Source organism: Micrococcus sp. GPGPB33, assembly GCF_037853785.1.
GTDB lineage: Bacteria > Actinomycetota > Actinomycetes > Actinomycetales > Micrococcaceae > Micrococcus > Micrococcus luteus.
Genome location: NZ_JAQMWO010000002.1, coordinates 1 through 24,914, shown reverse-complemented (window position 1 = coordinate 24,914; position 24,914 = coordinate 1). Strand labels below are relative to the sequence as shown.

The 24,914-nt window shown below is 66.3% G+C and carries 22 protein-coding genes and 1 pseudogene; 16 read left to right on the top strand and 7 right to left on the bottom strand.

What is annotated here, in order from left to right; genetic code table 11:
* From POD19_RS00175 to POD19_RS00145, 8 genes are all read left to right on the top strand, one after another.
* Positions 1 to 381, top strand: a complete 381-nt coding sequence (locus POD19_RS00175) for a hypothetical protein (protein WP_230297533.1) — start codon at positions 1 to 3, stop codon at positions 379 to 381.
* A 268-nt stretch (positions 382 to 649) separates the two neighbouring features.
* A complete protein-coding gene (locus tag POD19_RS00170; RefSeq protein WP_230297532.1) occupies positions 650 to 1,459 on the top strand; it encodes a hypothetical protein in 810 nt (269 codons plus the stop codon).
* 72 nt (positions 1,460 to 1,531) lie between these two features.
* Entirely contained in the window at positions 1,532 to 2,872 is a 1,341-nt protein-coding gene (locus POD19_RS00165; protein ID WP_230297531.1) for an AAA family ATPase, read from the top strand.
* Positions 2,769 to 3,482, top strand: coding sequence for an RloB family protein (locus POD19_RS12990; protein ID WP_412063736.1), 714 nt, complete (start codon positions 2,769 to 2,771; stop codon positions 3,480 to 3,482). The genes POD19_RS00165 and POD19_RS12990 overlap by 104 nt, the downstream gene beginning before the upstream one ends.
* A gap of 791 nt (positions 3,483 to 4,273) precedes the next feature.
* A complete protein-coding gene (locus POD19_RS00160) occupies positions 4,274 to 6,640 on the top strand; it encodes a hypothetical protein (protein ID WP_340309221.1) in 2,367 nt (788 codons plus the stop codon).
* Positions 6,637 to 7,194 (top strand): recombinase family protein, encoded by a 558-nt coding sequence (locus POD19_RS00155; protein WP_326847692.1) that lies wholly within the window; start codon positions 6,637 to 6,639, stop codon positions 7,192 to 7,194. The genes POD19_RS00160 and POD19_RS00155 overlap by 4 nt, the downstream gene beginning before the upstream one ends.
* A gap of 90 nt (positions 7,195 to 7,284) precedes the next feature.
* Entirely contained in the window at positions 7,285 to 7,950 is a 666-nt protein-coding gene (locus tag POD19_RS00150) for an HNH endonuclease family protein (RefSeq protein WP_340309220.1), read from the top strand.
* 110 nt (positions 7,951 to 8,060) lie between these two features.
* Positions 8,061 to 8,654 carry a GNAT family N-acetyltransferase gene (locus POD19_RS00145; RefSeq protein WP_230297553.1) on the top strand — a complete coding sequence of 198 codons (594 nt, stop codon included), beginning with the start codon at positions 8,061 to 8,063 and terminating at the stop codon, positions 8,652 to 8,654.
* 314 nt (positions 8,655 to 8,968) lie between these two features.
* Here the strand turns inward: POD19_RS00145 and POD19_RS00140 are convergent, their stop codons facing one another.
* From POD19_RS00140 to POD19_RS00130, 3 genes are read right to left on the bottom strand one after another with little or no spacing between them, the layout of a single operon-like run.
* Positions 8,969 to 9,757 carry a Clp protease N-terminal domain-containing protein gene (locus POD19_RS00140; protein ID WP_340309219.1) on the bottom strand — a complete coding sequence of 263 codons (789 nt, stop codon included), beginning with the start codon at positions 9,755 to 9,757 and terminating at the stop codon, positions 8,969 to 8,971.
* Positions 9,758 to 9,768: 11 nt separating this feature from the next.
* Positions 9,769 to 9,942, bottom strand: coding sequence for a hypothetical protein (locus POD19_RS00135; protein ID WP_340309218.1), 174 nt, complete (start codon positions 9,940 to 9,942; stop codon positions 9,769 to 9,771).
* The gene (locus tag POD19_RS00130) at positions 9,939 to 10,190 is read right to left on the bottom strand and encodes a hypothetical protein (protein WP_155933467.1); all 252 of its coding nucleotides are present in this window, start codon (positions 10,188 to 10,190) and stop codon (positions 9,939 to 9,941) included. The genes POD19_RS00135 and POD19_RS00130 overlap by 4 nt, the downstream gene beginning before the upstream one ends.
* Before the next feature lie 812 nt (positions 10,191 to 11,002).
* On the opposite strand from POD19_RS00130, the gene POD19_RS00125 reads away from it, so the two are divergent.
* The 7 genes from POD19_RS00125 (at position 11,003) to POD19_RS00095 (ending at position 21,733) form a co-directional block, all read left to right on the top strand.
* A complete protein-coding gene (locus POD19_RS00125; RefSeq protein WP_155933465.1) occupies positions 11,003 to 11,569 on the top strand; it encodes a recombinase family protein in 567 nt (188 codons plus the stop codon).
* A gap of 94 nt (positions 11,570 to 11,663) precedes the next feature.
* Positions 11,664 to 12,176 (top strand): single-stranded DNA-binding protein, encoded by a 513-nt coding sequence (locus tag POD19_RS00120; protein WP_340309217.1) that lies wholly within the window; start codon positions 11,664 to 11,666, stop codon positions 12,174 to 12,176.
* A 13-nt stretch (positions 12,177 to 12,189) separates the two neighbouring features.
* The gene (locus POD19_RS00115; protein WP_230297556.1) at positions 12,190 to 13,647 is read left to right on the top strand and encodes a hypothetical protein; all 1,458 of its coding nucleotides are present in this window, start codon (positions 12,190 to 12,192) and stop codon (positions 13,645 to 13,647) included.
* 199 nt (positions 13,648 to 13,846) lie between these two features.
* The gene (locus POD19_RS00110) at positions 13,847 to 14,350 is read left to right on the top strand and encodes a hypothetical protein (protein ID WP_230297557.1); all 504 of its coding nucleotides are present in this window, start codon (positions 13,847 to 13,849) and stop codon (positions 14,348 to 14,350) included.
* A 143-nt stretch (positions 14,351 to 14,493) separates the two neighbouring features.
* On the top strand, positions 14,494 to 19,608 hold the full coding sequence (locus POD19_RS00105; protein ID WP_340309216.1) for a helicase-related protein: 5,115 nt from the start codon (positions 14,494 to 14,496) through the stop codon (positions 19,606 to 19,608).
* Positions 19,609 to 19,761: 153 nt separating this feature from the next.
* Complete coding sequence (locus tag POD19_RS00100) at positions 19,762 to 21,303, top strand: hypothetical protein (RefSeq protein ID WP_340309215.1); 1,542 nt, start codon at positions 19,762 to 19,764, stop codon at positions 21,301 to 21,303.
* 133 nt (positions 21,304 to 21,436) lie between these two features.
* Complete coding sequence (locus POD19_RS00095; protein ID WP_230297559.1) at positions 21,437 to 21,733, top strand: C40 family peptidase; 297 nt, start codon at positions 21,437 to 21,439, stop codon at positions 21,731 to 21,733.
* Between the two features lie 99 nt (positions 21,734 to 21,832).
* Here POD19_RS00095 and POD19_RS00090 read toward each other — a convergent pair whose 3' ends face one another.
* Together POD19_RS00090 and POD19_RS00085 are read right to left on the bottom strand one after the other, a co-directional pair.
* On the bottom strand, positions 21,833 to 22,765 hold the full coding sequence (locus POD19_RS00090; RefSeq protein ID WP_230297560.1) for a cation diffusion facilitator family transporter: 933 nt from the start codon (positions 22,763 to 22,765) through the stop codon (positions 21,833 to 21,835).
* Positions 22,765 to 23,049 carry an ArsR/SmtB family transcription factor gene (locus POD19_RS00085; protein ID WP_230297576.1) on the bottom strand — a complete coding sequence of 95 codons (285 nt, stop codon included), beginning with the start codon at positions 23,047 to 23,049 and terminating at the stop codon, positions 22,765 to 22,767. Before POD19_RS00085 ends, POD19_RS00090 begins: the two co-directional genes overlap by 1 nt.
* Between POD19_RS00085 and POD19_RS00080 the strand changes: the two genes are divergently transcribed.
* Positions 22,984 to 23,172, top strand: coding sequence for a hypothetical protein (locus POD19_RS00080; RefSeq protein WP_340309518.1), 189 nt, complete (start codon positions 22,984 to 22,986; stop codon positions 23,170 to 23,172). The two genes, POD19_RS00085 and POD19_RS00080, sit on opposite strands and share 66 nt — an antisense overlap.
* A gap of 101 nt (positions 23,173 to 23,273) precedes the next feature.
* Here the strand turns inward: POD19_RS00080 and POD19_RS00075 are convergent.
* Positions 23,274 to 23,489 (bottom strand): annotated as a pseudogene (locus POD19_RS00075) (integrase core domain-containing protein); the annotation flags it as partial.
* Between the two features lie 17 nt (positions 23,490 to 23,506).
* Positions 23,507 to 24,577, bottom strand: a complete 1,071-nt coding sequence (locus POD19_RS00070) for an IS110 family transposase (RefSeq protein ID WP_340309214.1) — start codon at positions 24,575 to 24,577, stop codon at positions 23,507 to 23,509.
* Between the last annotated feature and the right edge of the window lie 337 nt (positions 24,578 to 24,914).

Sequence of the window (24,914 nt, the reverse complement as noted above, 5' to 3'; positions counted from 1 at the left end):
ATGGGCAGGTTCGGGCTGCACCGCACCGGCTCGGCCGAGTACAAGCGGTACCTGCGGTCCCAGGCATGGGGGTACAGGCGGGTGCGGTGGTTCGCGGACTGCCGGCAGGCCGGCCACGAGCCGGCCTGCCAGGTCTGCGGGATCACGCTGACCCAGGCAGGGACCCTGGACCTACACCACGTCTCGTACAAGGGCGTGGGCCAGGACGATGAGGGCCGGTGGCAGGCCCGCGAAGCGCACAACGACCTGATGCCGTTGTGCCGGGACCATCACCAGCGGCTGCATCAGATCATGGACGGCAAGAAGGAGTTCTTTGGATGGGACCGCAGGCGGGCGACGATCGTGATCGTGGCCAGGATGATCCGGCAGAGTCAGGCATGAGCACGGGCGGGGGTGCACGGTGCCACGTCTGCCAGCGGCCCGTCCCCACGAGGTGGCACTGTACCGATGGGCGGCACCTGGACCGCGCCGAGTGTCGTGCCGCCGGCGGAATCGGGGTGTGGTTGTGCGGTACGTGCGAGGACGCCGCGCATCGCTACATGCGCTCGACCGGGGCAGGCGGGCGCGAGGCCGTTGAGGAGCTGTTCGCCCGGCTCGAAAGGCTGTTGGGCGGGCCAGCACGCCGGTACACGAGGGAAGGACGGAACTGATGGCATCGCCCTGGGTTGAAGATGACGAGCCCACGGAATGGGAGGCGCCGGTGGCCGCCGATGACGACGGACAGACGGGGACTCCGCTGCCCTACGTCGACCCGGAGGTCGCCGCGGAACTCGCGGGCGAGGGTCCGCCGGTGTGGATGGGCACGCGGTGGCGGGAGATCGAGGCCGAGCACCAGTGGGAGGCGTGGAACACGCTGCGCCGCTGGGTGGACTGGTTCGTGGCCGAGTACCGGCTGGTGACATCGGTAGTGCCACCCTGCTGGTACAAGCACTCGGACCTCACCGCCGAGCTGTACGCGGCCATGTGCATGGAGTACAAGGTCTGGGAGGAACAGGCTCCGGGGCTGGGGCCGATGATGATGTGGCATCCCCACGTGGAGATGCTCACCGCGCGTCTGCGCCGCATGGTGGACGAGGCCGGCTGCGCGAAGACCGGGGCGCATAAGGAGCCCGAGGCGTACGGGGACCGTCCGGCGTTCACGTTGGACTACGACGAGGACGACTTCACCGCGTGGGCGTCGTCCACCCGTGAGCAGGACAGCTTAGAGCGGCCCCCCAAGGGGGTGCAGTACGTCCGGGCGCGGGTCGTGGACGCCGACGGCAGAGAGGTCGCGGTGTCGAACCCGGTGGGACTGGCCGCAGTGCGGTGTCCCGCGGACGTAACAGTGATGCTGGAGATGTCCTCGTCCACGCCGTCGGATCCGCTGCTGGCGGTGGCCGTTGCGAACCGCCGGGACGACCTCAGTGTGGAGTGGCAAGCCTCCCATGATGGGAGCACGTGGAGATCGAGAGAAGCCTGAACTGCGATCTGGTATGCGTCAAGACAACGAAAACCGTGTGAACGAGGGTCCTAAGCGTGCTACGGTCGCCTCATGACGATCCTCGCCTTCACTGTGCGGAACCACAAGAGCGTCAGGGACGAGTTCACACTGGACCTCTCACGACCCTCTTTGCGTACGTTGCAACCCGCAGATGGCGACTGGGTTAGCGCCGCATATCCGTTGGCGGGCATATTTGGAGGTAATGCGACCGGGAAATCTGCGGTTCTGGATGCACTGCGCTATTTTTTTGCGGCTATCGAGAACACGGCCACTACCTGGCAGGCCTCGAAATACATGCAGCGGGCGCCTTTTGCCCTTGATGGGACGATGAGGACGGCTTCCAGTGAGTATGAACTCGACTTCGTGTACGAAAATAGGCGCCACCTGTATGGCTTTGTCGTTGACCACGACGGAATTAAGTCGGAGTGGCTTCGAGATATTCCAAGGAGCCGCTGGCGGACACTGCTGTGGCGAGACAGAGAAGAGGCCAGGCAACAGTTCCATCCTTCGTTGCAGTCCCGGTTCGATGTGACTCCGCGTGAGCTCGTTCTTAGCCGTGCCTTGCTTGTGGGAGACTCGCCGCTAAGCAGTCTCGCCAGGCATCTGACTTCTACTTTCGAGTCTGTCTTAGTGAAAGACAACCACCGCGAATCCCGACTCCGAGATATAGCGGATTCTCTTGTTGAGGGGAGCATTGATTTTGATGATCTTCTCGCACTACTAAGGGTTGCCGACGTCGGTGTAGAGAAAGTCGATGTTGAAGAAACTAAGCTTCCTGAGCCGATTCGCAGAATTATGCAGACGATCCTACAGGAGAAAAATCGCGACGACACGGACCGTGAAAATAACGAAGAATCTGAGGAAGATTCCTTTGAAGTAACAATCGACGAAGATGACTTGGCTGCGACCATTCGACACCTCGTGTTTACCCATCGGGGTGTTGGCAAAGAGATCCCGCAATTTTCAGTAGAGAGCGAGTCCGACGGAACTGTTGCCTGGCTCGCCGCATCTGTGCCCGCGTTGGAAACTCTGCGAAAAGGTGGCCTGCTGATTATTGACGAAATTGATGCGAGTCTTCATCCGCATCTCTTAGGCGTGCTTCTGAGTGCATTCGCGGATCCTGCGGTCAACCAGAAGGGCGCTCAGCTTATTTTTACTAGTCATGAAAGCTACGTCCTGTCCCCTTTAAGCGATGTTGAGCTCGAGCCCGAGCAGGTTTGGTTTACGGATAAGGGTCTTGATGGGGCAACTTCCGTATCTTCCCTAGCTGATTATCCACGGCACAGAGATGCAAATGTGTCGAGGCGGTACTTGTTGGGTCGTTATGGGGGCGTCCCGCGTCTATCTCCAAGTCTTTTCGCATCGCTGGTGTCCGGTGGCGAGGGAAGGTGAAGTTATGCCCAGGGGTGGAAGTTCACGGGGGCGGGCGCGGCCGAAGCGATCAATGGCACGTCGGGTGTTGGTTGCTACAGAGGGCATTCTTACTGAGCCTTTGTATGTGGAGGGTTTGAATTCGCATCTACGCGCGGCCGGCGTGGCCGTGACGGTACAGAAGGTGCCTGTGGGCCGTGATCCTTTGAAGGTTGTCCGGAAATGCATCGAATTTCGCGAAAAGGCAAAAAAGAGCAATAAGGACTTCGACATTTGCGTTTGTCTTGTAGATGTTGATCAGCACGCATCGCTGGCCTCGGCATGTTCATTAGCGGAAGAAGAAGGGATATTGCTCCTAATATCCAATCTCAAGTTCGAGGTTTGGCTGAGGTGGCATGCGGAGGATCGAAGCGGCGCCTTATCCAGCTCCCAGCTCGATCGTCTGGCAGAAGATCTGGGCCTTATGAGGGAGAAGCGCCTTAGTGGGACATTTCCTTTTGATGGCGTGGATAGTGCTTGCAGGATTGCTCGACGGATTGATCCGGAGATGAAGTCTGCACGTATCGGTCCTAATCCCTCGAGTGCCCTGCCCCTCCTGGTTGATATTATGAGGGGAATCCCATCTGCCTAGTTCGATTCCTGGTTGCTGAGTCGATTTGCAAGGGCTGAGGCTAGGGCAAGGTGCGCGTTTCTTGGGGTGCTTCCAGCGCATCCGTAGAGGCGGTAAGCGCGGTAAGTGGCGAAAGCGATGGTTTTGGCCCAGGCTCGCGTAAGGGCTCGAGGAAGGGTCTAGGTGGGCAAAAGGTTGGACGGCACCCAGTGAGCAACCAGCTGGGCGGCTTCTGATTTCTGCCGTACCTGCCATGGTGACCTGATCGGCTTCCTGGCCGCACGGCCGGGCCTCCCCGGGCGCGGGACGCTTTGAGCGCCCGCGGTAAGTGGACACGGCGGGTAGTTCTGCCATGGCGTTGGGTCGCCCCCTGCACACACCGCTACCAAGCTTCTTGCGCCGTGATCCGCTCCACCCAGCTGGCTGGCACCCGGGGGGGGTGAAGGTGGACCCTCGGGGGTTCCCTGCCATATAGCGCGCATGTGCGCTGTCGACCGCGCAGTGGGCGCTGCTTGATGCCCTCGCGGTCATGCACGCCTGCGCGCATGCCTTGGGCGCACGGGCGCTCGAGCTATCGCCGTTGGAGGGGGCTACTGGCAAGCCTGCAGCTCCCTGCCGCGTGGCAGTAGCCCCATCACCCTGGGGCGGGCGCGCAAAGAAATGGTGTCGCAGATAACGGCCAGGCTAGAGGCGTCCTCTTCGTAGATTTTTTACAGCATCCGCCCCGCCTGCGGTCATGTGGCCGTCCCATGCGAGACTGTCAACAGACCGACCGATCGCTTGACGGTCGCACGGAGACATGGAGGGTCGTCATGAGCACCGCAGAGCGCAGCAGCTACTACTACTCAAACGAGGTCGACGGGCAGCTCGACTTTTTCAGAGAGTTCAAGATCGACCCGGACATCTCGCTGGTCCAGAACACGGATGGCGTCCACCGCGGCAACCTGCTGGAGTTCAAGGTCTCCATCGGAGACGTGAACAAGGTGCTGTTCCAGGCCATCAAGTATCTCTCTCGCCTGCGCGTGCGCGGCCACAACGTCCCAGCCAACATCCTGCTGGTCGACCTCAACAAGCAGACGATCTTCAAGTTCGACTCAGCCGACTACTTCGCCGAGATCCACCAGATCTACACCACCTCAGCAAGTCGCGCGGTCCAGGGGTTCCAGGCGAAGTCCAACCCGGTCGTGATCAAGGACTACTTCGGAGCCGGGGCGGGACAGGTGGCCGCATTGCTCAAGGAGAACGACTTCGTTCCCATTGAGATCACCGAGGACTGCGTGGTGGCGTGGGCCGAGCGGTACTACCGGGAGGTCCCCGGGTCCAACAAGGAGAGCTTCCTGGCCAACGACCCGCGCAAGGGTCCGCTGGGCGAGTTGAAGGCCCCCAAGCACTTCGACGGTCTGATCCTGCCCTACAAAGGTGACGACTACGAGGCTTTCGCGCACATCCTCGACCGGCTCAACGACAAGCTGAAGAAGATCGAGCTCGGCGCCTTCTATACGCCCCAGCCGTACGTGCAGAAGTCGCACGAACTGCTGCGGGAAGCCATCGCCCGGGTGCCGGCCGGTAACGACTACGTGATCGTGGACCGTTGCGCCGGCTCGGGCAACCTGATCGAGGGCCTGAGCGACGAAGAACTCAGCCATGTCATTGTGAACACCTACGAGCAGTTCGAGTACCTGGAGCTGGCTCGAGAGTACGGCGACCGCGTGCGTGCGGTGATCCCGCCGACCTACAAGGCTGGTGACCCCGCCCTAGGTGTACTGCTCAACGGCGACGCGCTCTCCGACCGGTTCGTCCTGGGACTCATGGCCGCTGACGGATCGCGGGTGCCGAACGAGATCCACAAGCACGTCGCCGACCCGAACTGCACGGTCATCCTCTTTGAGAACCCGCCATACGCGGACGCCGCCGGGGTGGAGTCGAACGTGAGTGGCAAGAAGAAGGCGTTCGGATGGCAGGCGTCGTGGGTGAAGGCTCAGATGGCCGCCGAGCCGGCAATCAGCCGCAACGGCACCAAGCCCCTGCGCGACCTGACCAACCTGTTCATCTGGTCGGCCTTCAAGTACTACCTGCGCCAGCCCACCGACTCCTACGTGGTCTACTCCCCCTCCAAGTATTTCAAGTCCCAGGGGCTGATCAACCGGAAGTTCATCGACGGCTTCCTGTTCAACCGCAAGCGGTTCCACGCCACGAAGGATGCCGGGGTCTCCTGCATCCTGTGGGCCAACGAGCCGGAAACGGGGCGCACCGTCTATCCGTTGCGCGCGTTTGACATCGATCCCAAGACGGATCAGCTGGTTCCGGGCGCTGTCCACAAGGATTTCCAGGTGGGGGTCGGCAATGTGCGGGCCGGTGCCGACGGGCTCCCCGTGGTGGATGTGAAGACCACGTCGTCGGTGTTGTCGAAACTCTTCGACACCCGAAAGTTCCCGGACGACGAGACCGGCATCTACTGCGAGACCAATGGCCGCGAGTCGGATGAGAGCCGCAAGGCGATCTCGACCGCGGTCTACAACGACAACATCCTGGGGTACCTGCGCGCATACGGGAACTCGTTCGAGAACATCGACCTGTACTCCCAGCTCACCCGGTGCACCGCCTACAACGGCAACGGCTTCCACCTGCGCCGCGACAACTACTTGACGAAGCTGCCGCTGTTTGCAATGGCGCGCATCCCCTCCGAAGGACGGTACTGGATTCGCGGTGTTGTGAACCGCAACGCGGACAACGGCGACAACTTCAGCCACGACCAGGACTTCCTCAAGGCGTGCCTGATCTTCACGGGCCTGGCCTACCACAACAAGTGTCGATCCTTCACGGGCTCCGACGGGCGCGAGTACCGCAACGAGCTGTGCTTCGACGCTGGCACGCAGGCCAGCCGTGACCTGGCTGGTATGAAGCTCACGGCCCAGGAGCAGGTGCTCATGACCCAGTGGGGCCGTGTGCTCGACCTGGCTCGCCAGACCACGAACTACGACCCGCAGAAGACCTACGGCACCTTCCAGATCGAAGAGGAGCTGAACACGTTCTACTACGAGCTGGTGGGTCAGAAGAGGATCAAGGTCTACGACTACCCCGTGCTCAACGGTGAGGTGAAGGCGATGCGCAAGCAGACGATGGAGTACCACGCGGCCGCGGTGGCACCGTTCCTCTGGAAGTACGAGCTGCTCAAGTGAAGGTCGGCTACGCCCGCGTGAGTAGCCGAGACCAGGAGGGCTCCCTTGAAGGGCAAGAGGCTGCTCTGAGGGCCGCCGGCTGTTCCAAGGTCTTCCAGGATCGTCTCTCCGGGGCCACGGCCGACCGGCCCGGTCTCAGTGATGCGCTGGCCTACTTGCGCGACGACGAGGACACCCTCGTCGTCGCGCGTCTGGACCGGCTGGGCCGGTCCCTGCCGGACGCGCTGCGTACCGTGCAGGCTCTGGCTGATCGGGGGATCGGGTTGCAGGCCCTGGACGTTCAGCTGGACACCTCCACGGCCTCGGGCCGGCTGATGCTGAACATGCTGTTGATGTTGGCGGAGTGGGAGCGGGATCTGCTGCGGGAGCGCACCCGGGAGGGCGTGGCCCGTGCCCGGGCTGCTGGGCGGCGTCCGGGGCCGAAGCCGAAGCTCTCGGCGGAGCAGGTCGAGGCTGTCCGGGCGGCTGTGGCAGGCGGGCAGCCCGTGGCCGCGGTGGCCCGCTCGTTCGCAGTCTCCCGGCCCACGATCTACAAGGCACTGGGGACGGCGTAGGAGGGCCGTTCATGGGTGCCGGCTGGTTCTGCTTAGGATCAGCGCTGATGCAGTCGCGCATCCCCGTTCACTCGAGCAAGGAACTCGCCTATGTCACGACGCTCTTTGGCTTCTCTGGCCACTGCTGCTGCTTTCGTCGCCACCGCCGTCTTGGGCGGTGCTGCTCCTGCTTCGGCGGGCACCACATATTCGGCCCCGTTGCGCACCGCGGTGTCCTCGCTGCCGGTGGCTGCGGAGAACAACGCCGGCTATGACCGGGCCGCCCAGTTCGGTGACTGGAAGGATGCGAACGGGGACTGCCAGAACACGCGGGCTGAGGTGTTGATCGTAGAGTCCAAGGCCATTCCGACGTACACCACGACGCGTAAGTGCACGGTGGCCAGGGGCAAGTGGGTGACCGGTTGGGATCTGCTCACGCACACCTCGGCATCGACGGTGCAGATCGATCACATGGTGCCCGTGCATGAGGCGTGGGGTTCTGGGGCCCGGTACTGGACGCAGGCCAAGCGGGTGGCGTTCTACAACGACTTGGGCGATGCCCGGTCCTTGAATGCGCAGACCTCGGCGTTGAACTCGTCCAAGCAGGCCCGGGGTCCGGAGGCGTGGCTGCCGCCGAAGAATCAGTGCCAGTACATCTCGGACTGGACGGCGGTGAAGATCCGTTGGGGGTTGAAGGCTGATGCCACGGAGAAGGCGTTCTTGGTGAAGAAGGCCGCCTCCTGCCCGAACACCACCCTCAAGGTGACCCGGTACTGAGACTCTACGATCGGGAGGGCGCCCATTCCCCTGGCCGTTGACGGTTGAGGGTGTGGGCACTGTTCCACCCGCGGGTGGGCTGGGGAGCTTCCGTTCGTACTCTGGCTGTCATGGCCACCCCTCTCCTGGATCTCGCCGCGAGTCGAGGCGTCTGCTTCCCGCTGCGCACCCGCCGGCTGACCCTCACCCCGTTCAGGGGTCTCGATGCACCCGCCGTGTGGGGCTTCTGCCGGCTTGAGCAGGTGTGGACGTGGACCTCCGGTCGCCCGGAGAGTGCGGACGCGCTTCGGGCTTCTTACCTCGCTGCGGGAGATCGCCTCACTGTACGGGTCGGGGACGTCGTCGTCGGTGTCGGGAAGGTCGCGGTGCAGGACGCGTGGAGTCAAGGCGGCCCGCGCAAGGAAGCCCGGGACGCCCAGGCCGAGCTCGGCTGGACGATCGATCCGCGCCAGGCGGGGCAGGGCTATGGCACCGAGCTTGCGCGAGCCCTGCTGGGCTTCGCGTTCAACGATCTGGGTGTGCGGCGCGTGGAGGCTCATGCCTTCGCGGACAACGCTCCGAGCCTGCGCATCATGGAGAAGGTGGGGATGCGTCACGAGGGCACGTTCAAGGAGGAGTCTCTGCACCTCACGCGCGGTTGGGTGGATGGTGCCACCTACGCGATGCTCGCCTCAGAGTTCCATCTGTCCCTTACGCGGGAGTGATCCCGGCGGCCGGGCGTCCGTGGATCGAGAAGGGGCGGCTGGGGGCATCGGAGCCGTGGGCGGCGGGAGCGAACTGCATGCGTTGCACAGCACGGATGGTGCGGCAGGCGACGGGAGCGGATTTCAGGCCGCTATAGGGGCGCCCGGCGGGCGGGGGCAGCTGGGCCTGCCAGAGCATCCCAGCGGCCAACCCACCCCGTCCAGGTGTACTGACCGGGTGCGTGGGTCAATCGTGAGAAGGGCGGCTGGTTCCTGCAGGCTGTGTGGGGTCGGTGATGGTTGTCGGAGTGCCGCCGACCGCCTGGGTGTGGACTTCATTCATCCTCGGCCACCTGCACCAAGTTCTGGATGGTCGGGTTGACGCTCAACCGGGACAGCTCGGCGCTGAGTCGGGCGATCACGCGCCCGCCCCGACCGAAGCCACGAAACCCTCGGGTGAACGTGATGCGCGTGCCCATCCCGGCCGGCTGCATGAGCAGGTGCAGGTAGTAGCCGCGTGGGTCGTGGTGCTTGATGCCGCTCCAGTGCTCCTGCCAGGCGATCGCCAACCGGTCGCCGGTGCGCTCGTCGACGACCTTGCGCAGTTCGATCGTGGCCGCCTTCTGCTCGCGCAGGATGCGGTGCTGCTCGTCGAGGTGCACATCCGGACCGCCGTAGAACCACTGGACCACCAGTTCTGGGCTGCGCGTCACCGTTGCAAGGCGCTCGATGTCCACCGGCACGAAGCGCGTCACCGCGACCGTGGACTCAACCAGTCCGTCGAGCAGCCCGGGGATCGGGGCCACGTGCCGGATGCCGTGGACAATGGCAGACGTATCGGCGTCCAGGTCTGCCCGTAGGGCCTCGATGTCGACCCCGCAGCCGCGCAGTGCCTCGGCAGCACCCGTGGTGGGGTGGTCGATGAGGGTGCGCAGCGCCTCCAGCTCCCCGCCTGCCCCCTGCAAGGACTTGACCAGCTGCTCGGTGAGCGGGCTCATCTCAAGCTTGGGAGTGGTACTCCACAGTTGGGCGATCGAGCGCCGCCGCGGCTGTCCGAGGGTGCTCGCATCGATTCCCAGGCTGGCCAAGTCGTTGACGTCGCGGGTGTGGGTGGCCTCACGCAACCTCGCGACGGTCACGCCATGGCGGGCCAACAGCTCGGCGGCAGGGCCCCCGAGACTGCCAGGGCGGTGAGCAGGTGGTCAGGGGTGACCTCCTGGACGCCGGCCAGCAGTGCCTCGCGCCAGGCGGTCACGATGATGCCCATGTTGCGGCCGGTGCCCATGAAGAGCCTCTGGATGCGATTCATCGCTTCTCCTGACGGGTGGGGTGGAGCAGGGTCGGGTCGACCCGCTTGGCGAACTTCTTGTGGACGGCCTGCCGGGTGACGCCCAGGGCGTCGGCGATCTCCGGCCAGCCCATGCCCTGAGCCAGGGCGGCCTCCACCTGCCGCAGTTCCAGCTCGTCGGCGAGCCGTCGCAGGGCCGAAACGGCGCGCAGGCCACGGCGGGGATCGTTGGTGTCGGCCGCCGAGGTAGCGAGGTCCTGTCCGTCCATACGTCAACCTTGGTTGCTATCCCCCCGCTTGTCAACCATGGTTGCTCTACGGCTTTGATCGGGCGCGGCCGTCGCCGGGGTGTGGGCATCTGCCAGTGGGGCTGCGACTACTAGCCTCCTGTCATAGCCGCTGCCCATTTGGTTAGTGGCGGGCGCCGTCGTATGTGGTGGCGGCAGATACGAAGGTTTTTGGCGCGCTCGGGAAGGGCCACGGGAAGGGTTCCGAGGGTGGGCAAAATTCTGGACAGAACCCCGTGGGCCAGAAGGCGGGCTGTCTCCGATTCTTGGCGCTCTGTCGGGGGCGAGCGTGTCGGTTCTTAGGCCCGCCGGCCGGGAGCGCAGCGAGCGGTCGGCGGGCGCGGCCCGCCCGGGCGTCCGGGCAGCCGGGGTGCGGGGCGGCTTGAGCGCCCGCGATGGTGGCTGCGGGCTATCCCGTCCACTCGGTGATGTTTCCTCGGCTGGTGCTTGCAGGCGGAGTTGAGGTGTTCGATGGGCCGGCGTGGCAGTCCGTGGACGAGATCGGCAGTGCCCCGTACCGGCGTGAGCCGTACGTCCGGGCGAGGCTGCCTGATGAGGTGGTGGATGCGAAGGCGGCCCGGTGGTCTCGCACGCACGTGCTCTTGCACTGGATCCCGGCCCCAGGCGCTGCCCCGCGGAATGCGTGGGTGCCGGCGCAATGGGTCACGCGAATCAGTCGGGACGAGTCGAGCTGGCGGGCACCATACGACTTGCCCGCGTAAGAGACATACATGTTCGCCTCGGCGGACGAATCCACTCATGTCTAGGTAGTGGCGTCCTGAAGGAGTCCGGGGATGAATGGTGTGGCCGGGTATGCGCGCGTCTCGACGCGGGATCAGGCGGAGTCACTGGAAGCACAGAAGCTCGCGTTGGCTGGGGTGGGTGCCCAGCGGGTTTTCACGGACGTGATCAGCGGGGCGAAATCCGGGCGGCCGGGTCTGCGTGAAGCCCTGGGGTGGCTGCGTGAGGGGGACATGCTCGTAGTAACTCGGCTGGATCGGCTCGGCCGGTCGACGGTGGACACGCTGCGGACGGTGGCGCAGCTAGAAGCAGCCGGTGTCCGGCTGAAGGCGTTGGACCTGGACCTGGACACCGGGACGCCGGCGGGACGGCTGGTGGTGCGGACCATCGCGTCGCTGGCGGAGTGGGAGCGGGAGGTCATCGTGGAACGCACTCGTGAGGGGCTGGCGCACGCCCGCCGGCAGGGCAGGGTCGGTGGCCGGCCGCGTGCGCTGTCCCCGGTGGCGGTGGATGCCGTCAAGGCCGCGCTGGAGGCAGGGCTGTCGGTGGCCGAGGTGGCCGCACTGCACGGGGTGAGCAGGCGGACGATCACGCGGGTGCGGGCGGGTGACTACGACTGAGACGGGATGTGTGTCACACGCGGGCGGTGGGGGCGGGACGTATCAGTGGTGTCCGGGCCACGGGGGTTCGGGCGGAACTCGAGGAGGAATCCTGATGCGTCAGAACATCGACCGTGCGAAGACCGTGACCGGTTACGTGGCGACGGACCCGAAGACCGTGGACACCCAGCGAGGGCAGCTGGTGGCGTTCCGGCTGGCTGAGCCGCAGCAGGTATTCGATCGTGAGGCCGGGCAGTACAAGGACGTGGACCCGATCTACTACGACGTCGCGGTGGGGCGTGAGCAGCTGGGCAAGAACGTGCTGGCCTCCGTGGAGCAGGGCCAGCGGCTGAGCGTGACGGGCCGGTACAGCGTGGAGCCGTACGTGAACCGGGACGGCGAGGCCGGGCTGAACAACCGGATCCGGGCCGAAGACGTGTCCGCGTCGATGCAGCACAACACGGTCGAGGTCGGGCCGGGGGCCGGTGCTGGGCGGGGCCGGGGGCTGGAGGCCCAGGGGCCGGAGAACGTGGTCGCTGATCCGGCGTGGCAGGCGTCCCAGCGTCCGGTGGAGCAGTACTTCGGGGTCGAGCAGGGCGGTCCCGCGATGTCCGGCCCGTCGCGGTGAGGGGTGAGTGGCGATGACTACCACCTTTGAGCAGGTGTCCAGCGAAGAACCGGGGATGTGGACGCGTGGGACGGTTGTCGCGCCGCCGCGTGTCGTGCGGGTCATGGACGGGTACAACCCCGGACCGGCCCAGGTCGCGTTTCCCATCGAGCTGGAACACGCCGGTACCGCCGAGACTCGGCAGTTCGCGGAGGTCGTGATGACGGCGGGCGAGGTGTGGGACGAACCGACGCGGGAGTCCAGCCTCGCGGTCGGTGCCCTGCGCGACCTTCAGGTCGGGGAGCGGGTGGCCGTGCGGGGCGAGAGCGACTGGATCGCCTTCGACGTCCCCGAGGTCAAGGGGCCGGTCCAGGTCAAGAGGCTCATCCCCTCGGATGTGACCCGCCTGTCCAGAGTCAACGGCGAGGATGCCCTGTCTGACCTGGTGCCCGAGACTCGGGACCTCGATCTGCGGCGGGAGGACCTGCACCCGACGGTCCTGGCGGATGACTGGGAAAACCCGGTCTGTCCGCACGGGGTCTTCTCCGTTCAAGAGCAGCGCGATCGAGAGGGACAGGCGCTCAGCACTCCCGGCCTCCTCGACGTGCGGCCGGTGACGTCGGCCGCGGACGCGCGGGAAGCGTTGTGGACGACGCCGGCTCCTGTGGACCCGGAGACGTGGCGCTTTCTGAATGCACCGGTGTGGCGCCGCGGGGTGGTCACCGCCGAGCCCCGCCTGCTGCTGGCAGGTGCCGATGACCGGGCCAAGACCGCGTACGTGGCGTTCCCGCTCGAGGTCGACGAAGCGGGCAGGGACGTGAAGGACCGGCATCTGGAGGTGCTGATCGAGGCCGGTGAGGTCGGGGGCGAGCGAAGTTGGGAGGGGGCCACGGCTGTAGCGGCTCTGCGGGAGGTGCATACAGGCGACCGGCTGTCAGTGCGCGGCAGACTGGAGGAAGTGACGACGGGCAGACCCCGAGGTGAGGGGGCAGTCTCCGTGAATCGCATGAACACCCTGGGCCTGGGGAATTTCCAAGGGTGGGATCACTGGCCACAGATGGGCCCTGAATACTGGAACTACGAGTTGACGGCCGAAGAAATGCAGGCGGGCTTCACGGTGAAGGACGTGAAGACCCCAGTCATGCCTCGGGGGGACGTCGGTGGCCGGCCGGTGGCGGACGCCACGGGCCAAGCGCGAGAGGCCGAGCGCCGCCAGGAGCGGCTGCAGCGTGGCGTGCAGCGGTTGTCTCTGGAGCTGGGGGCGAAGTTCTTGCCGGGCGAATCGGGCCGGGCGGCCGCGGAGAAGCTGCGCGCGCTGGAGGCGTCGCAGAACAACGTTGCAGCGCCAGAGCCGGGGTACACGGCGCGCAGGCGGGCAGCCCGTCGATCGAAGGGACCCTCGGAGGTGGATCATGCCGCGAAGGCGATGGAGCGCGGAGAAATCGGCGGTGTCGGGATGGGCGGGTCGTCCTTGAACGGGCCGTCCCTCTGAGTCGCTGTCACACCCAATAACGGTCGCTCACGGCACCGGTGGGAAGTCGCTTGACTTCCCTCCGGTGCTGTGGAGTTATGTCAAGTACGTCAGGAGCAGGTCATGGCGAGAAAGTTCAAGGGTCCGGTTTCGGGGCAGCTGTCGCTGTTCGATGCGCTGGACGAGGCGATTGCATTCGAGGAAGAAGGGACGCGGAACGATGGAGCAGTTCGAAGCGGAGGTCACCGAGGACCAGCTGCTGGCGGCGACCGTGAACGCGCAGGCGCAGCGGGAGTGGGAGGCGGACCCGGCGGTGTGGCAGCGACTGGACGAGCCGACGCCGTACGGGGACGACTCGGTGGACCGGATGGGGCAGTACGAGGACCCGGCGATTCTGGAGGAGTTCCCGACCGTGGCGGACGCGCTGATGTCGCTGGAGGCGTTCCAGGGGGCGAGCGAGCTGTTCGGCCGGTACCTGCGGGCGATGGTGCTGAGTCGGCACGCGCAGATGGCTCCGGGCCGGGTGGAGCCGGTGGACCGGGCAGAGTTCGAGGCGCTTCCGGCGCGGACGCAGCTGGCCGGGGCGGAACGGCTGGAGGCGATGGTGGACGAGGTCTTCAGCTGGATGCGGTCTCAGGGGATGGACCCGTGGCCGGGGCGGCAGGCCCCGCCGCGTCTGGTGAACGAGAAGCTGCGGGAGCTGATGGCGGCCAAGGAGGTCTGACCGGCCAGTCCGCAGACGCGGACACGAGCACGGCCACGGATCGGACACCGGAGGGGGCCGTGTCCGCGACGGCGGACAGCCTGACCTCTGACGCGGACACTGACCGGACAGGCCGGGCGGGCGGTCCGGACACGTCCGAGGACGTGTCCGGATTCAGCGAGATGACGCAGCGGGTGCTGGCCGGACAGCTGCCGTACGAGCCGGACAGCCTGACCGGCCAGAACGAAGCGAACACGGCCACGGTGGCCGCTGACCAGACAGCCGAGCCAGAGGTGGCCACCGACGCGGACAGCGGGCCGGAGGTGGCCGTGGTGGCCGGCCAGCCGTGGACAGGTGGCACGCGGCGTCCGGCCAGGGTTCAGGAGCGGTTCGCGGCCAACCTGGCCGCACTTGAGGTGCTGACCACGCTCGATCAGGAGCGGCGTCCGGCCACCGAAGCAGAGCAGGAGGTGCTGGCCGGGTGGTCGGCCTGGGGTGCTCTGCCGTTCGTGTTCGATGACGCGGACACGAGGATCAGCGAGACGGACCGGGCGCGGGTACGGGAGCTGCTGGGGCCGGAGGGGTGGTCACAGGCGCGGGCGACGACGCTGAACGCGCACTACACGGACTCGGCGGTGGCCGCGGCGATGTGGGACGTGTTGGACACGGCCGGGTTCGAGGACGGCGCGGTGCTCGAGCCGGGGTGCGGCTCAGGCGAGTTCCTGGGGCTGGCCCCGGAGGGTGCGCGCATGGTCGGTGTGGAGGTGGACCAGACGACGGCACGGGTCGCCGCGCACCTGCACCCAGACCAGCAGATCCACGCGGCCGGGTTCGAGAAGACCGTGCTGCCGGAGGACTCGTTCCACGCTGTGGTGGGCAACGTGCCCTTCGGGCAGTTCTCCGTGACTGACCCGACGCACAATGCGCTGCGGCACTCGATCCACGACCACTTCATCATCAAGTCGCTGCGGCTGACGGTCCCGGGCGGGTATGTGGCCGTGATGACCTCGACGTACACGATGGACTCACAGCGGGCGACCGCGCGGCGAGAGATGGCCCGGTACGGGGACCTGGTAGGCGCGGTGCGTCTGCCCAACGGGGCGATGCAGGCCAGTGCGGGCACGGACGTGAAGACCGATGTGCTCGTGTTCCGGCGTCGCAAGCCTGGGGAGAAGATCGACCAGGACCGGGTGAACAGGTGGGTCGAGCCGGCCAAGATCACGGTGACGGACCGTGACGGTGGTGAGCATGAGGTGTCGTACTCGGCATGGTTCAGCGCGCACCCGGAGGCGGTGATCGGTGAGCCTGCGTACGCCTCGTCCGCGTTCGGGGCGACGTACCAGGTCGCCGCGGGCGAGGGCGTGGATGTGGCCGAGCAGGTGCGTGCGCGGTTGTCCGAGCAGGTGCTGGACGCGCGGATGGTCTCGGGTCTGGGTTACGACCCGGCGCCGGCGGTCGCGGTGGACACGGAGGCGGGCCTGCGGTTCGCGCCGGAGCCGGAGGCGCAGATCGGGCACATCCGGTTCAACGCCGACGAGGGCCGGTTCGAGCAGTACCGCGCCGGGATGGTCTGGGCAGAAGTTCGTGTGGCGAAGAAGCTGAGCCGAGAGGCGCGGGCCATCCTCGCGTTGCGCGACAAGGCCACGGAGGTCATGACGACGCAGCGGCAGGGCGCGCCGGAGGCTGAGCGGGAGCGGGCGCGTGGTGAGCTGCGGAGCATGTGGGAGGCCTACACGGCGGAATACGGGGCGCTGGGGCGTGGCGAGGACAAGTACGGACCGCCGTCGAAGGCCGACCGTGAGAAGAAGCGGGGCGAGTTGGAGGCGGAGTGGCGGGACAGCCTCCCCCAAGACGGCGACGTCGCCCCAGCAGATGTCCCCGTGCCCGAGGAACTGGCGGCGGAATGGGACGAGCGTGCGAGCCGTCCGGAGTTCAAGAAGCGGGAACAGCCGCACATCGCCTGGCTGGCCGGAGACCCGAAGCTGGGCTTGTTGCGCTCGATGGAGGTCTTCGACGAGGCCAGCCAGACCGCGACGGCGGGGGCACTGCTGACCCGCGACGTGGTCACGCACCGCACCCGGCCCGAGCGGGCCGAGTCCGTGGAGGACGCGATCGCCATCAGCATGGACGAGACCCGGACCGTGGACGTGGACCGGGTGGCCGAGCTGCTGGACGTCGACGCGGAGACCGCGCGCGGCCGGCTGGCCGGGGAGGTGTTCGAGGAACCGGGCACGGGCGTACTGGTCCCGAAGACGACCTACCTGTCGGGCAACGTGCGGGCCAAGCTCGCGGCCGCGCGAGAGGCGATGGCCGAGGACGGCCGGTTCGCCGAGAACGTCGGCGCGTTGGAGGCCGTGGTCCCGGACGAGATCGCGTTGCAGGACGTCGCGGTGAACGTCGGTGTCCGCTGGGTGCCGGAGGAGACGTACCGCCAGTTCGTGTCCGAGACGCTGAAGGCTCAGTGCCAGGTGCGGCTGAACCCGGGCACGGATGCCTGGGAGGTCGAGGTGCCCCGCGGAGGACTGGACCCGTCCGTCCGGTACGCCTGGGGGATCAAGGAGCGCACTCCGGCTCAGCTGATGGTCTCCGCGATGAACATGAAGACCGTGACCGTCACCAAGAATGTGGGCGACGGCGTGCGGGTCAAGGACGAGACCGCGACGGCGGCCGCGCGTGCGAAGGTCGAGGAAATCCGGGCCGAGTTCACGCGATGGATGATGGCCGACCCGGACCGGGTCATGCAGTTGCAGGCCCGGTACAACGACGTGTTCAACTCGACGGTGGCCCCGGACTACTCGGCCGCAGGTGAGCGGCTGTCCTTGCCGGGGCTGTCGGAGGCGATGACGCCGTACACGTACCAGCGGGCGGCGGTGGCGCGGGCGGTGTCCGAGCCGACGGTGCTGCTGGACCACGTCGTGGGCGCGGGCAAAACCGGGTCGATGATCATGTCCGCGATGGAACTCAAGCGCACGGGGATCGTGTCCAAGCCGTGCATGGTGGTCCCGAACCACCTGGTGGACCAGATCGCCACGGAGGCCGTGCAGTGGTACCCGGGGGCGAACGTGATCGCGGTGCCCACGGGACTGTCCAAGGGTGAGCGGCAGGACTGGATCGGTCAGGTCGCCGCCGGCGAGTGGGACCTGGTGGTCATGCCGCAGACCACGTTCGAGCGGGTGCAGATCGACCCGGCCAAGCAAGCCCAGTGGCTGAAGGATGCCCAGAACGAGCTGGACTCGGCCACGGCCGGGGAAGATCAGGACGCCGGCTGGGTGAAGCGGTCGGAGAAGGCGAAGAAGACGCTGGAGCGTCAGCACGCCCGGATCGCGGCGAACACCGATCCGGGCGTGACGTTCGAAGAGTCCGGCATCGACTACCTGCTGGTGGACGAGGCCCACCACTACAAGAACCTGGCCCGGTCCTCGGACCTGGCCGAGCTGGCCTGCGCCGGGTCCGGCCGAGCGATGGACCTGGACTTCAAGCTCCGTGCCCTGCGAGAGGTGAAGACCGAAGCGGCCGAGCGGGCCGGGATCGCTGGGCCGGGGTATCTGCCGGCGGTGGCCACGTTCGCCACGGGCACTCCGGTGGCCAACAACATGGCCGAGATGTGGGTGATGCAGCACTACCTGCGCCCGGACTTGCTGGAGGCAGCCCACGCCGACACGGTGACCGCCTGGGGCCAGGCGTTTACGAAGGTGAAGCCACAGCTGCGGCCCACGGTCACCGGCGACGGGTTCCAGCAGGTGGTCAAGGTGTCGGAGTACGTGAACGTGCCCGAGCTGCTGTCGATCAACTCCACGTTCACGGACGTGGTGCTCCGGGACCAGCTGGAGACGACGCTGCCGAAGGTCGCCACCGGGGACCGCATCCTCATGGCCCGGGAGCCCTCCGATCAGGTGGCCGCGTACGTGGAGTCGTTGAAGACGCGCATCGAGGCGGTGAAGAACAGCCCTCCGGTCAAGGGCGGGGACAACATGCTCGTGATCGTTGGCGATGGGCGGAAGGTCGCCCTGGACCCGCGCCTGGTGGGGCTGCCGGCTGACCCGGATGGGGGCCGTGTCGCGGCCGTGGCCGATCAGATCATGACGGTGCATGAGCAGACCAAGGACACGGTGTACCGCGGGGCCGACGGGGAACCATCGCCAGTGACCGGCGGTCTTCAGATCGTGTTCTGCGACCAGTCCACGCCGAAGGGCGATGGCGAGTGGAACGTGTACGAGGGCCTCCGGGAGGAGTTGGCCGCTCGGGGCATGGACCCGGAGAAGGTCGCGTTCATCCACGACGCGAAGACCGATGAGGCCCGCAAGGAGCTGTTCGAGAAGTGCCGCGACGGGCGGATCAACGTGATCATCGGCTCGACGCAGAAGATGGGCACCGGCACGAACATCCAGGCCCGGGCCACCGCCCTGCATCACATGGACGTGCCGTGGCGTCCGGCGGACCTGGAGCAGCGTGAAGGCCGGATCATCCGGCAGGGCAACCAGAACGAGGAAGTGCGGATCTACTCGTGGGCCACGCAATCCACGTTCGACGTGTACTCGTGGGACATGATCGCCCGGAAGGCCGGGTTCATCGCTCAGGTGAAGAACGGCCAGGTCAACGGGCGTGCAATGGAGGACGTCGTGGCCGGCCTGGACATCTCCGGGGCGACGGCGGCGGCGGTGCTGGCCAACGACCCGCGCGTGCTTGAGATGGCCCAGCTGCAGATGGACGTCGAGCAGCTGACCCGCGCACAGTCCGGGTGGGCACAGCAGCGGGCCACGCAGCGGGTCGAGTTGAACACGATGACCCAACGTCAGCAGTTCCTGACCGGACGGCAGGACGCGCTGATCGGGATCGCCGCAGGAGTTCGGCCCACGGACGGGGACGCGTTCGCGTTCACGACGACGGACGGACGGACGACGACCTCGCGTGAAGAGGCTGGGCAGGTGATCGTGGACGCGCTGCGCCAGGAGGCGGCGCGCTCGGACCAGCCCGACTTCATGGAGGCCACCGAACCGGAGCCGGTGGGCACGCTCGGCGGAGTGGAGCTGGGCACGATCCGTCAGGGGGACACGCGTGTTCGTGGTGCCGATGGGCGCCCCGAGCGTGCGCAAGGACTGGCAGGCTGGCCATGTGCTCGGTGGGGAGGTCTCGCCGGCGGGCGCGATCCGCTCCGTGGAGAACTTCGTGGCTGGCCTGCCCCAGCAGCTCGTCTCCGACAAGGCCGAGGCGGACCGCCTGGCGGCCGCGATCCCGGACATGCGGGCCGGTCTGGAGGGTGCTTTCCCGCAGGCAGCTGAGCTGGCCGACAAACAGCGCGAGCTGGCGGCGTTGCAGGCCGAGATGGAAGACGAGGACCAGTCCTTGTCGATGCCGAAGGAGGTCGAGTACACCCCCGAGCAGCTCGAAGAACGCGCCTCATCGGTCACGCAAACACTCCGCACGAGGGAGACGTGTGGGAGTACAACAAGGGGTTCTACGCGGTCGGGTACACCACGGATTCCGTCGGGGTGAACCAGCGAGAGCTGTGGGCCTGGCCGGTGGGTGAAGAGCCCACCGAAGCGGTCCCCGCCTTTCGAATCCGCAGCCAGGGCAAGCTCGTGGTGCGCCGCGAGGCCGGACTCAGTCCGCTGGAGCGGGAGTGCATGACCGCCGACCTGGACCGCCACAAGATCATGAGGCGGCCGCAGGACGCATTCGGCTACGACGGCGAAGTGCTCCGCGAAGTCTGGGTCGAGGCCGACCCAGAACAGCGGGGTCCGGGGACGAGGCCGAAGGTGAAGGAGGCCCGGCAGGGACGTCTGGACGGAAACGGGAACATGATCGTCTCCGGGACGGGGGAGTTCATTCCGAACGAGGATTTCGTGCCGCACGGGTCCCCGGTGATCCTGCTGGACGCGACCTCTCCGGAGAAGGAGGCTGCTCGACGTGCGGCGGAGGCTGAGGATGCCCTGAAGCGGTGGCCGCGTGAGTTCCTGCCGGGTGAGGTGCTGCTCGAGGATGTGCCTGGGTTCGGGTACGAGGGCGACATCGTGCGGCTGCTGCCGGCCACGCACGGGTCCGGGCAATCGGTGGCGGTCAGCCCGGACACTGGCCAGGCCCGGGACCGTGCCGCGTGGAAGGAGGCCCCGGACCGTGGCCTATGGAAGACGGCCGCACCGGTGCAGCTGTCCGAGCAGGAGCGGACACGGCTGTGGGGCGCGGCCACGACGGCTGTCCAGGTCGGTCAGTTGCGGCCAGGAGACACAGTCATGGCGGCAGACATTGACCGGAACTCGACGGTCAAGGAAGCGGTCACCGTCCTGAGCGTCGGGTACGGAGGCACCAAGAACGTCACCTACGCCGGTCAGGACGGCGAAAAGCGCGAGTGCACGCGGAAGGAAACGACCGTGGTGAACGTTCATGGCCGGACACGGGCCGCGTTGACGGTGCAGGAGTTGGCCAGGCTGGCCACGCCGGCCGGACAGCCGGTCAAGGCGTGTCCGGCCAAGGACATCGCGATGTCCGCGGACTGGCAGGGGCGGACACTCGTGGTGGACACGGTGGCCGACTACCGGATGCGTGACCGGTCACGCGACGGCGTGAAGATCGGACAGGTCATCGGTCAGGAACAGACCGTGGTCACCGACTACGGCCAGCGCGTCGACGTCGGGGTGCTGACCCTGCGCGGCGACGACGGGGCCACGTTCCAGGTCAGCACCCGGGATGCGGGCCACGTGTGGGAGATCGACGGGCCGTTGGATGCAACGGCCACGTTTGGAGGCCGTTCTCTGGAAGGGGCTGTCGCGGACACGGGCGCAGTGCCGACCACAGTGGGGGTGACCGGGGAGGCTGCGTCGCCGGTGAAGCAGGTCCCGAACATGGATTCGGATCAGGAGCGGAAGACTCAGGTGGAGATGGTGCACCGGGAGACCGCGAAGACACCTGGAGAGCGCACCATCGACCTGATTCCAGTCGCACCGAGCAGGCCCGAGTTCGACGGCCCCGGGCGGTAAGCCACACGTAGAGAGCGGTGAAGCGCCCGTTGCGTCCTGACCTCGGAACGAAACCCAGGGCGCTTCAGTTCCTGCGCCCGCGTCCTCCTCGAGCAGCACGGGGCAGGCGATCGTCGACGCCGCACGGACCCAGATGGGTGCCGCCTACTCCTGGGGCTCGAGCAACCCGGGCGTGAGCTTCGACTGCTCCGGCCTGACCCAGTTCGCCTACAAGCAGGTCGGCATCGACCTTCCGCGCACCTCCGGCCAGCAGGTCGACGCCGGCACCCAGGTCTCCAAGTCCGAGGCACAGCCCGGCGATCTCGTCGTGTGGCCCGGCCACATGGGCATCTACGCCGGCGGCGACAAGGTCGTCGATGCGGGCCGCTCTCCCGGGGCTGTCACCGAGCGCACCATCTGGGGTAATCCCACCTTCGTCTCCTTCCGCTGAGCCCAGCGACTACCCGCGGCGCGCACCCCACCATCGAGTGGGGTGCGCGCCGTTTTGTCGCCCTCGCCTGCGGTTAGGAGGAGTGCGGATCCGTGGGCGCTAAGTGTGCAAGGGACGTTCGGATTCACCTCGATGCACCGACGGGCTCTCCAGTTGGATCGTGGCGTGCTCGAACGCGATCGGGAAGTGCGTCCTGACGCAGACATGGACCTCTTCGAGGATCCGCAGTGCGTGGGCTGATTCGAAGCACTCCTCCCCGACGACGACGTGAGCCGAGAAGATCGGCAGATTGCTCCCGATCGCTGAGGCGTGCAGGTCGTGGACGTCCTGGACGTGGTCGAGAGCGAGGATGTGCTCGCGCACCTGATCGAGATCCACTCCCTTCGGGGTGTACTCCATGAGGATCCGCAGTGTTTCGGCCATGATGCGGAACGCCCGAGGCACGATCAGCGCGGCGATGAACAAACCAGCCAGTGCATCGGCCTGTTGGAATCCGGTCAGCTGGATCACGATCGCGGCCGTGATCACGCCGAGCGAACCGAGAGCGTCATTGAGAACCTCGAGGAACGCGGCACGCATGTTGAGGCTCGAGTCCTTGCCTCCGGCCAGGATGAGGATCGCGGTGATGTTCGCGACCAGGCCGATCACACCGAAGATGAGCAGCTCTCCTGAGGGGACGTCCGGGGGGTCGGTTAGTCGCGAGATACCCTCGACGGCGGTGTAGGTGCCGACCACGATCAGGAGCGTGGCCTGGGCCAAGGCTGCCAGTACCTCGATGCGAGCGAATCCCCAGGTTCGGCTGCTGCTGGCCGGGCGCAACATCATGGTCGCCGCGATCAGCGCGACCAGCAGTCCGGAGGCGTCGACGAGGGCGTGCGCCGTGTCCGTGAGCAGGGCAAGACTTCCGGTGACGACGCTCCCGATCGCTTGCGCGAGCACGATGACGGAGGTGATGGCGAAGGCGATGGCGAGTCGCGTCCGGGCGGTGCTCGACCCGCTGCCGCCGTGCGAATGGTCGTGTCCTGAGCTCATCAGAGGTCCCCGTCCTCGAGGTTCTCGTGATCGCGGTGGTTCTTCAGGGAGAGGGTGGTCCCGGAGGTGTCGAGCAGGTCGTCCGCCACCTCGAGCAGGCCCTTTAGTCGGGGCAGATCGGCGAGGGTGAACCAGGAAGCGCGGCCTTCAGTGCGCGCGGTGACCAGACCGCAGTCGCGCAGGCACGAGAGATGCTTGCTGACGGTCGACTGGGCAAGGTGCATGTGTTCGACAAGGTCGCGAACTCGGTGCTCACCGGTCGAGAGGTGCTGGAGGAGAGCCAAGCGTGTGGGTTCGGCGAGGGCATGGAAGAGCGCGGCATGACTGTCTGCCACCTCGAACTGAGGCTCGGCCGGGATCGCATCAATCGTCATATGGCGATGATATCGCCATTTGGGGTTCCGTAAAGGGGTGGGACGGGACGAGTCGATCCTGATAGACGCGCGAAGGGGTCGCTCGTGGCACGTCGATACACCCGAGGTGAAGCGCCCTGGGTTTCGTTCCGAGGTCAGGACGCAACGGGTGCTACGTCTTGGTCGTGAGTGTGGGCCGCCTCGACCTCCACTGGAGTGCGGTAGCCCAGGGCCTCGTGGAGGCGAGTGGTGTTCCACCAGTGCACCCACCGCATGGTGGCCAGCTGCACCGCCTGCACGGACTCCCAGATCCGCTTGGAGTGGATGAGTTCGGCCTTGTAGAGCCCGTTCACGGTCTCGGCCAGGGCGTTGATGCTCCTATAAGTTGTCAACTCGCGATCTGACCGGTGCGAGGGTTGGTCTTCACGAGGTGGTATACCTCGCGGATCACGTACCTCTTGAGGCAGCGAATGATGTCTCGCTTGGACTTGCCCTCCGCGGTGCGTCGTGCCACGTAGGCGATCATGGGCTCATGGAAGCGCATCCGCACGATGACTGTCCTGTAGATGGCTGCGTTCAGCTGACGGTGACCGCCATGATTGATCCGATGTTTTCCGCTGCTCATCCCTGAGCCTGTAGGCACGGGGCTGATGCCGGCGAGCTTGGCGAATGCTGCCTCGCTCTTGATCCGTTCGGGATTGTCCCCGGCCACGATGAGGATCTCCGCTGCCGTGTCCACGCCGATCCCGAACTGGTCGAGCAGGTGCGGCGCACGCGCGATCACGAGCCCCTTGATCATGGCCTCGAGCTCGAGGATCTCCTCGTTTAACGACAGCCACCGCCTGGCCAGCGACCGGAGCACATGACGATTGGCCTCCTCCGGCGTGCTCAGCGCGCGGGGGCGCAGGGAAGCGCAGTGGCGGGCGATCATCTTCTGCGTCTTCCCCTGCAGTACCTTGCGTAGATTTTCTTCGGCGTGCACGAGCATCGCCTTCAACGTGATCATCGCTGCAGAGCGGTCTTTGACCGCAGTGTCGTGAGCGACTTTGAGCTGACGGATCATTTCCACGCTCCCGTCGGCGCTCTTGGGCGTGGCGGTAGCGAAACCCGCGAGGACTGCGCGGGCCGCGTTCTCAGCGTCCAAGGTGTCGGACTTCCCGTTCAACCGACGCAGGCGTCGGTCTGGGCGCGAGACTTCCACGACCTTGTGCCCCTGGCGACGGATGTACGAGGCCAGACCAGCCCCGTAGGAGCCTGTGCCCTCGATGCCGAACGCGATGATGGTGCCGTAGTCCGCGGCCCATTCCAGTAGCTGCTGGTAACCGGCACGGTCGGTGGCGATCGTGCCGGTCGCGAGAATCCCACCGATCGAGTCCATGACGGCGGCCACGTGGATGTGCTTGTGGGTGTCCACGCCGATCACGACGTGACCGGAACGGGTGGGGGCGATCTGGCTCATGTACGAGGCTGTCCTTCGGCTACGGGTGCGGGGGCGGCACCGACGCCGGTGGGCGGACAGGACTGTCACGGGGACACGGTCACGAAAATGCTCCAGGCTCCTATCAGGTCACGCCCGGACCGGCGGCAGTGGTCGTACGTGCCCGGCCGCGGGCCCGACAGATCAACGCCAAGACACCATGTGGGTCAATCGTAGAGATGGGTCAGAGCACCACGGCCAGGACTTCCTCATCCTCGCGGAATCCGGCCCTCAGAGACTGACAGTCGTAAGAGTCGCCCACGGTGCCCACCGAAGCGCTCACCCCGGCGGTGATGAGCGCGTCGGAGTATGCCAAGCT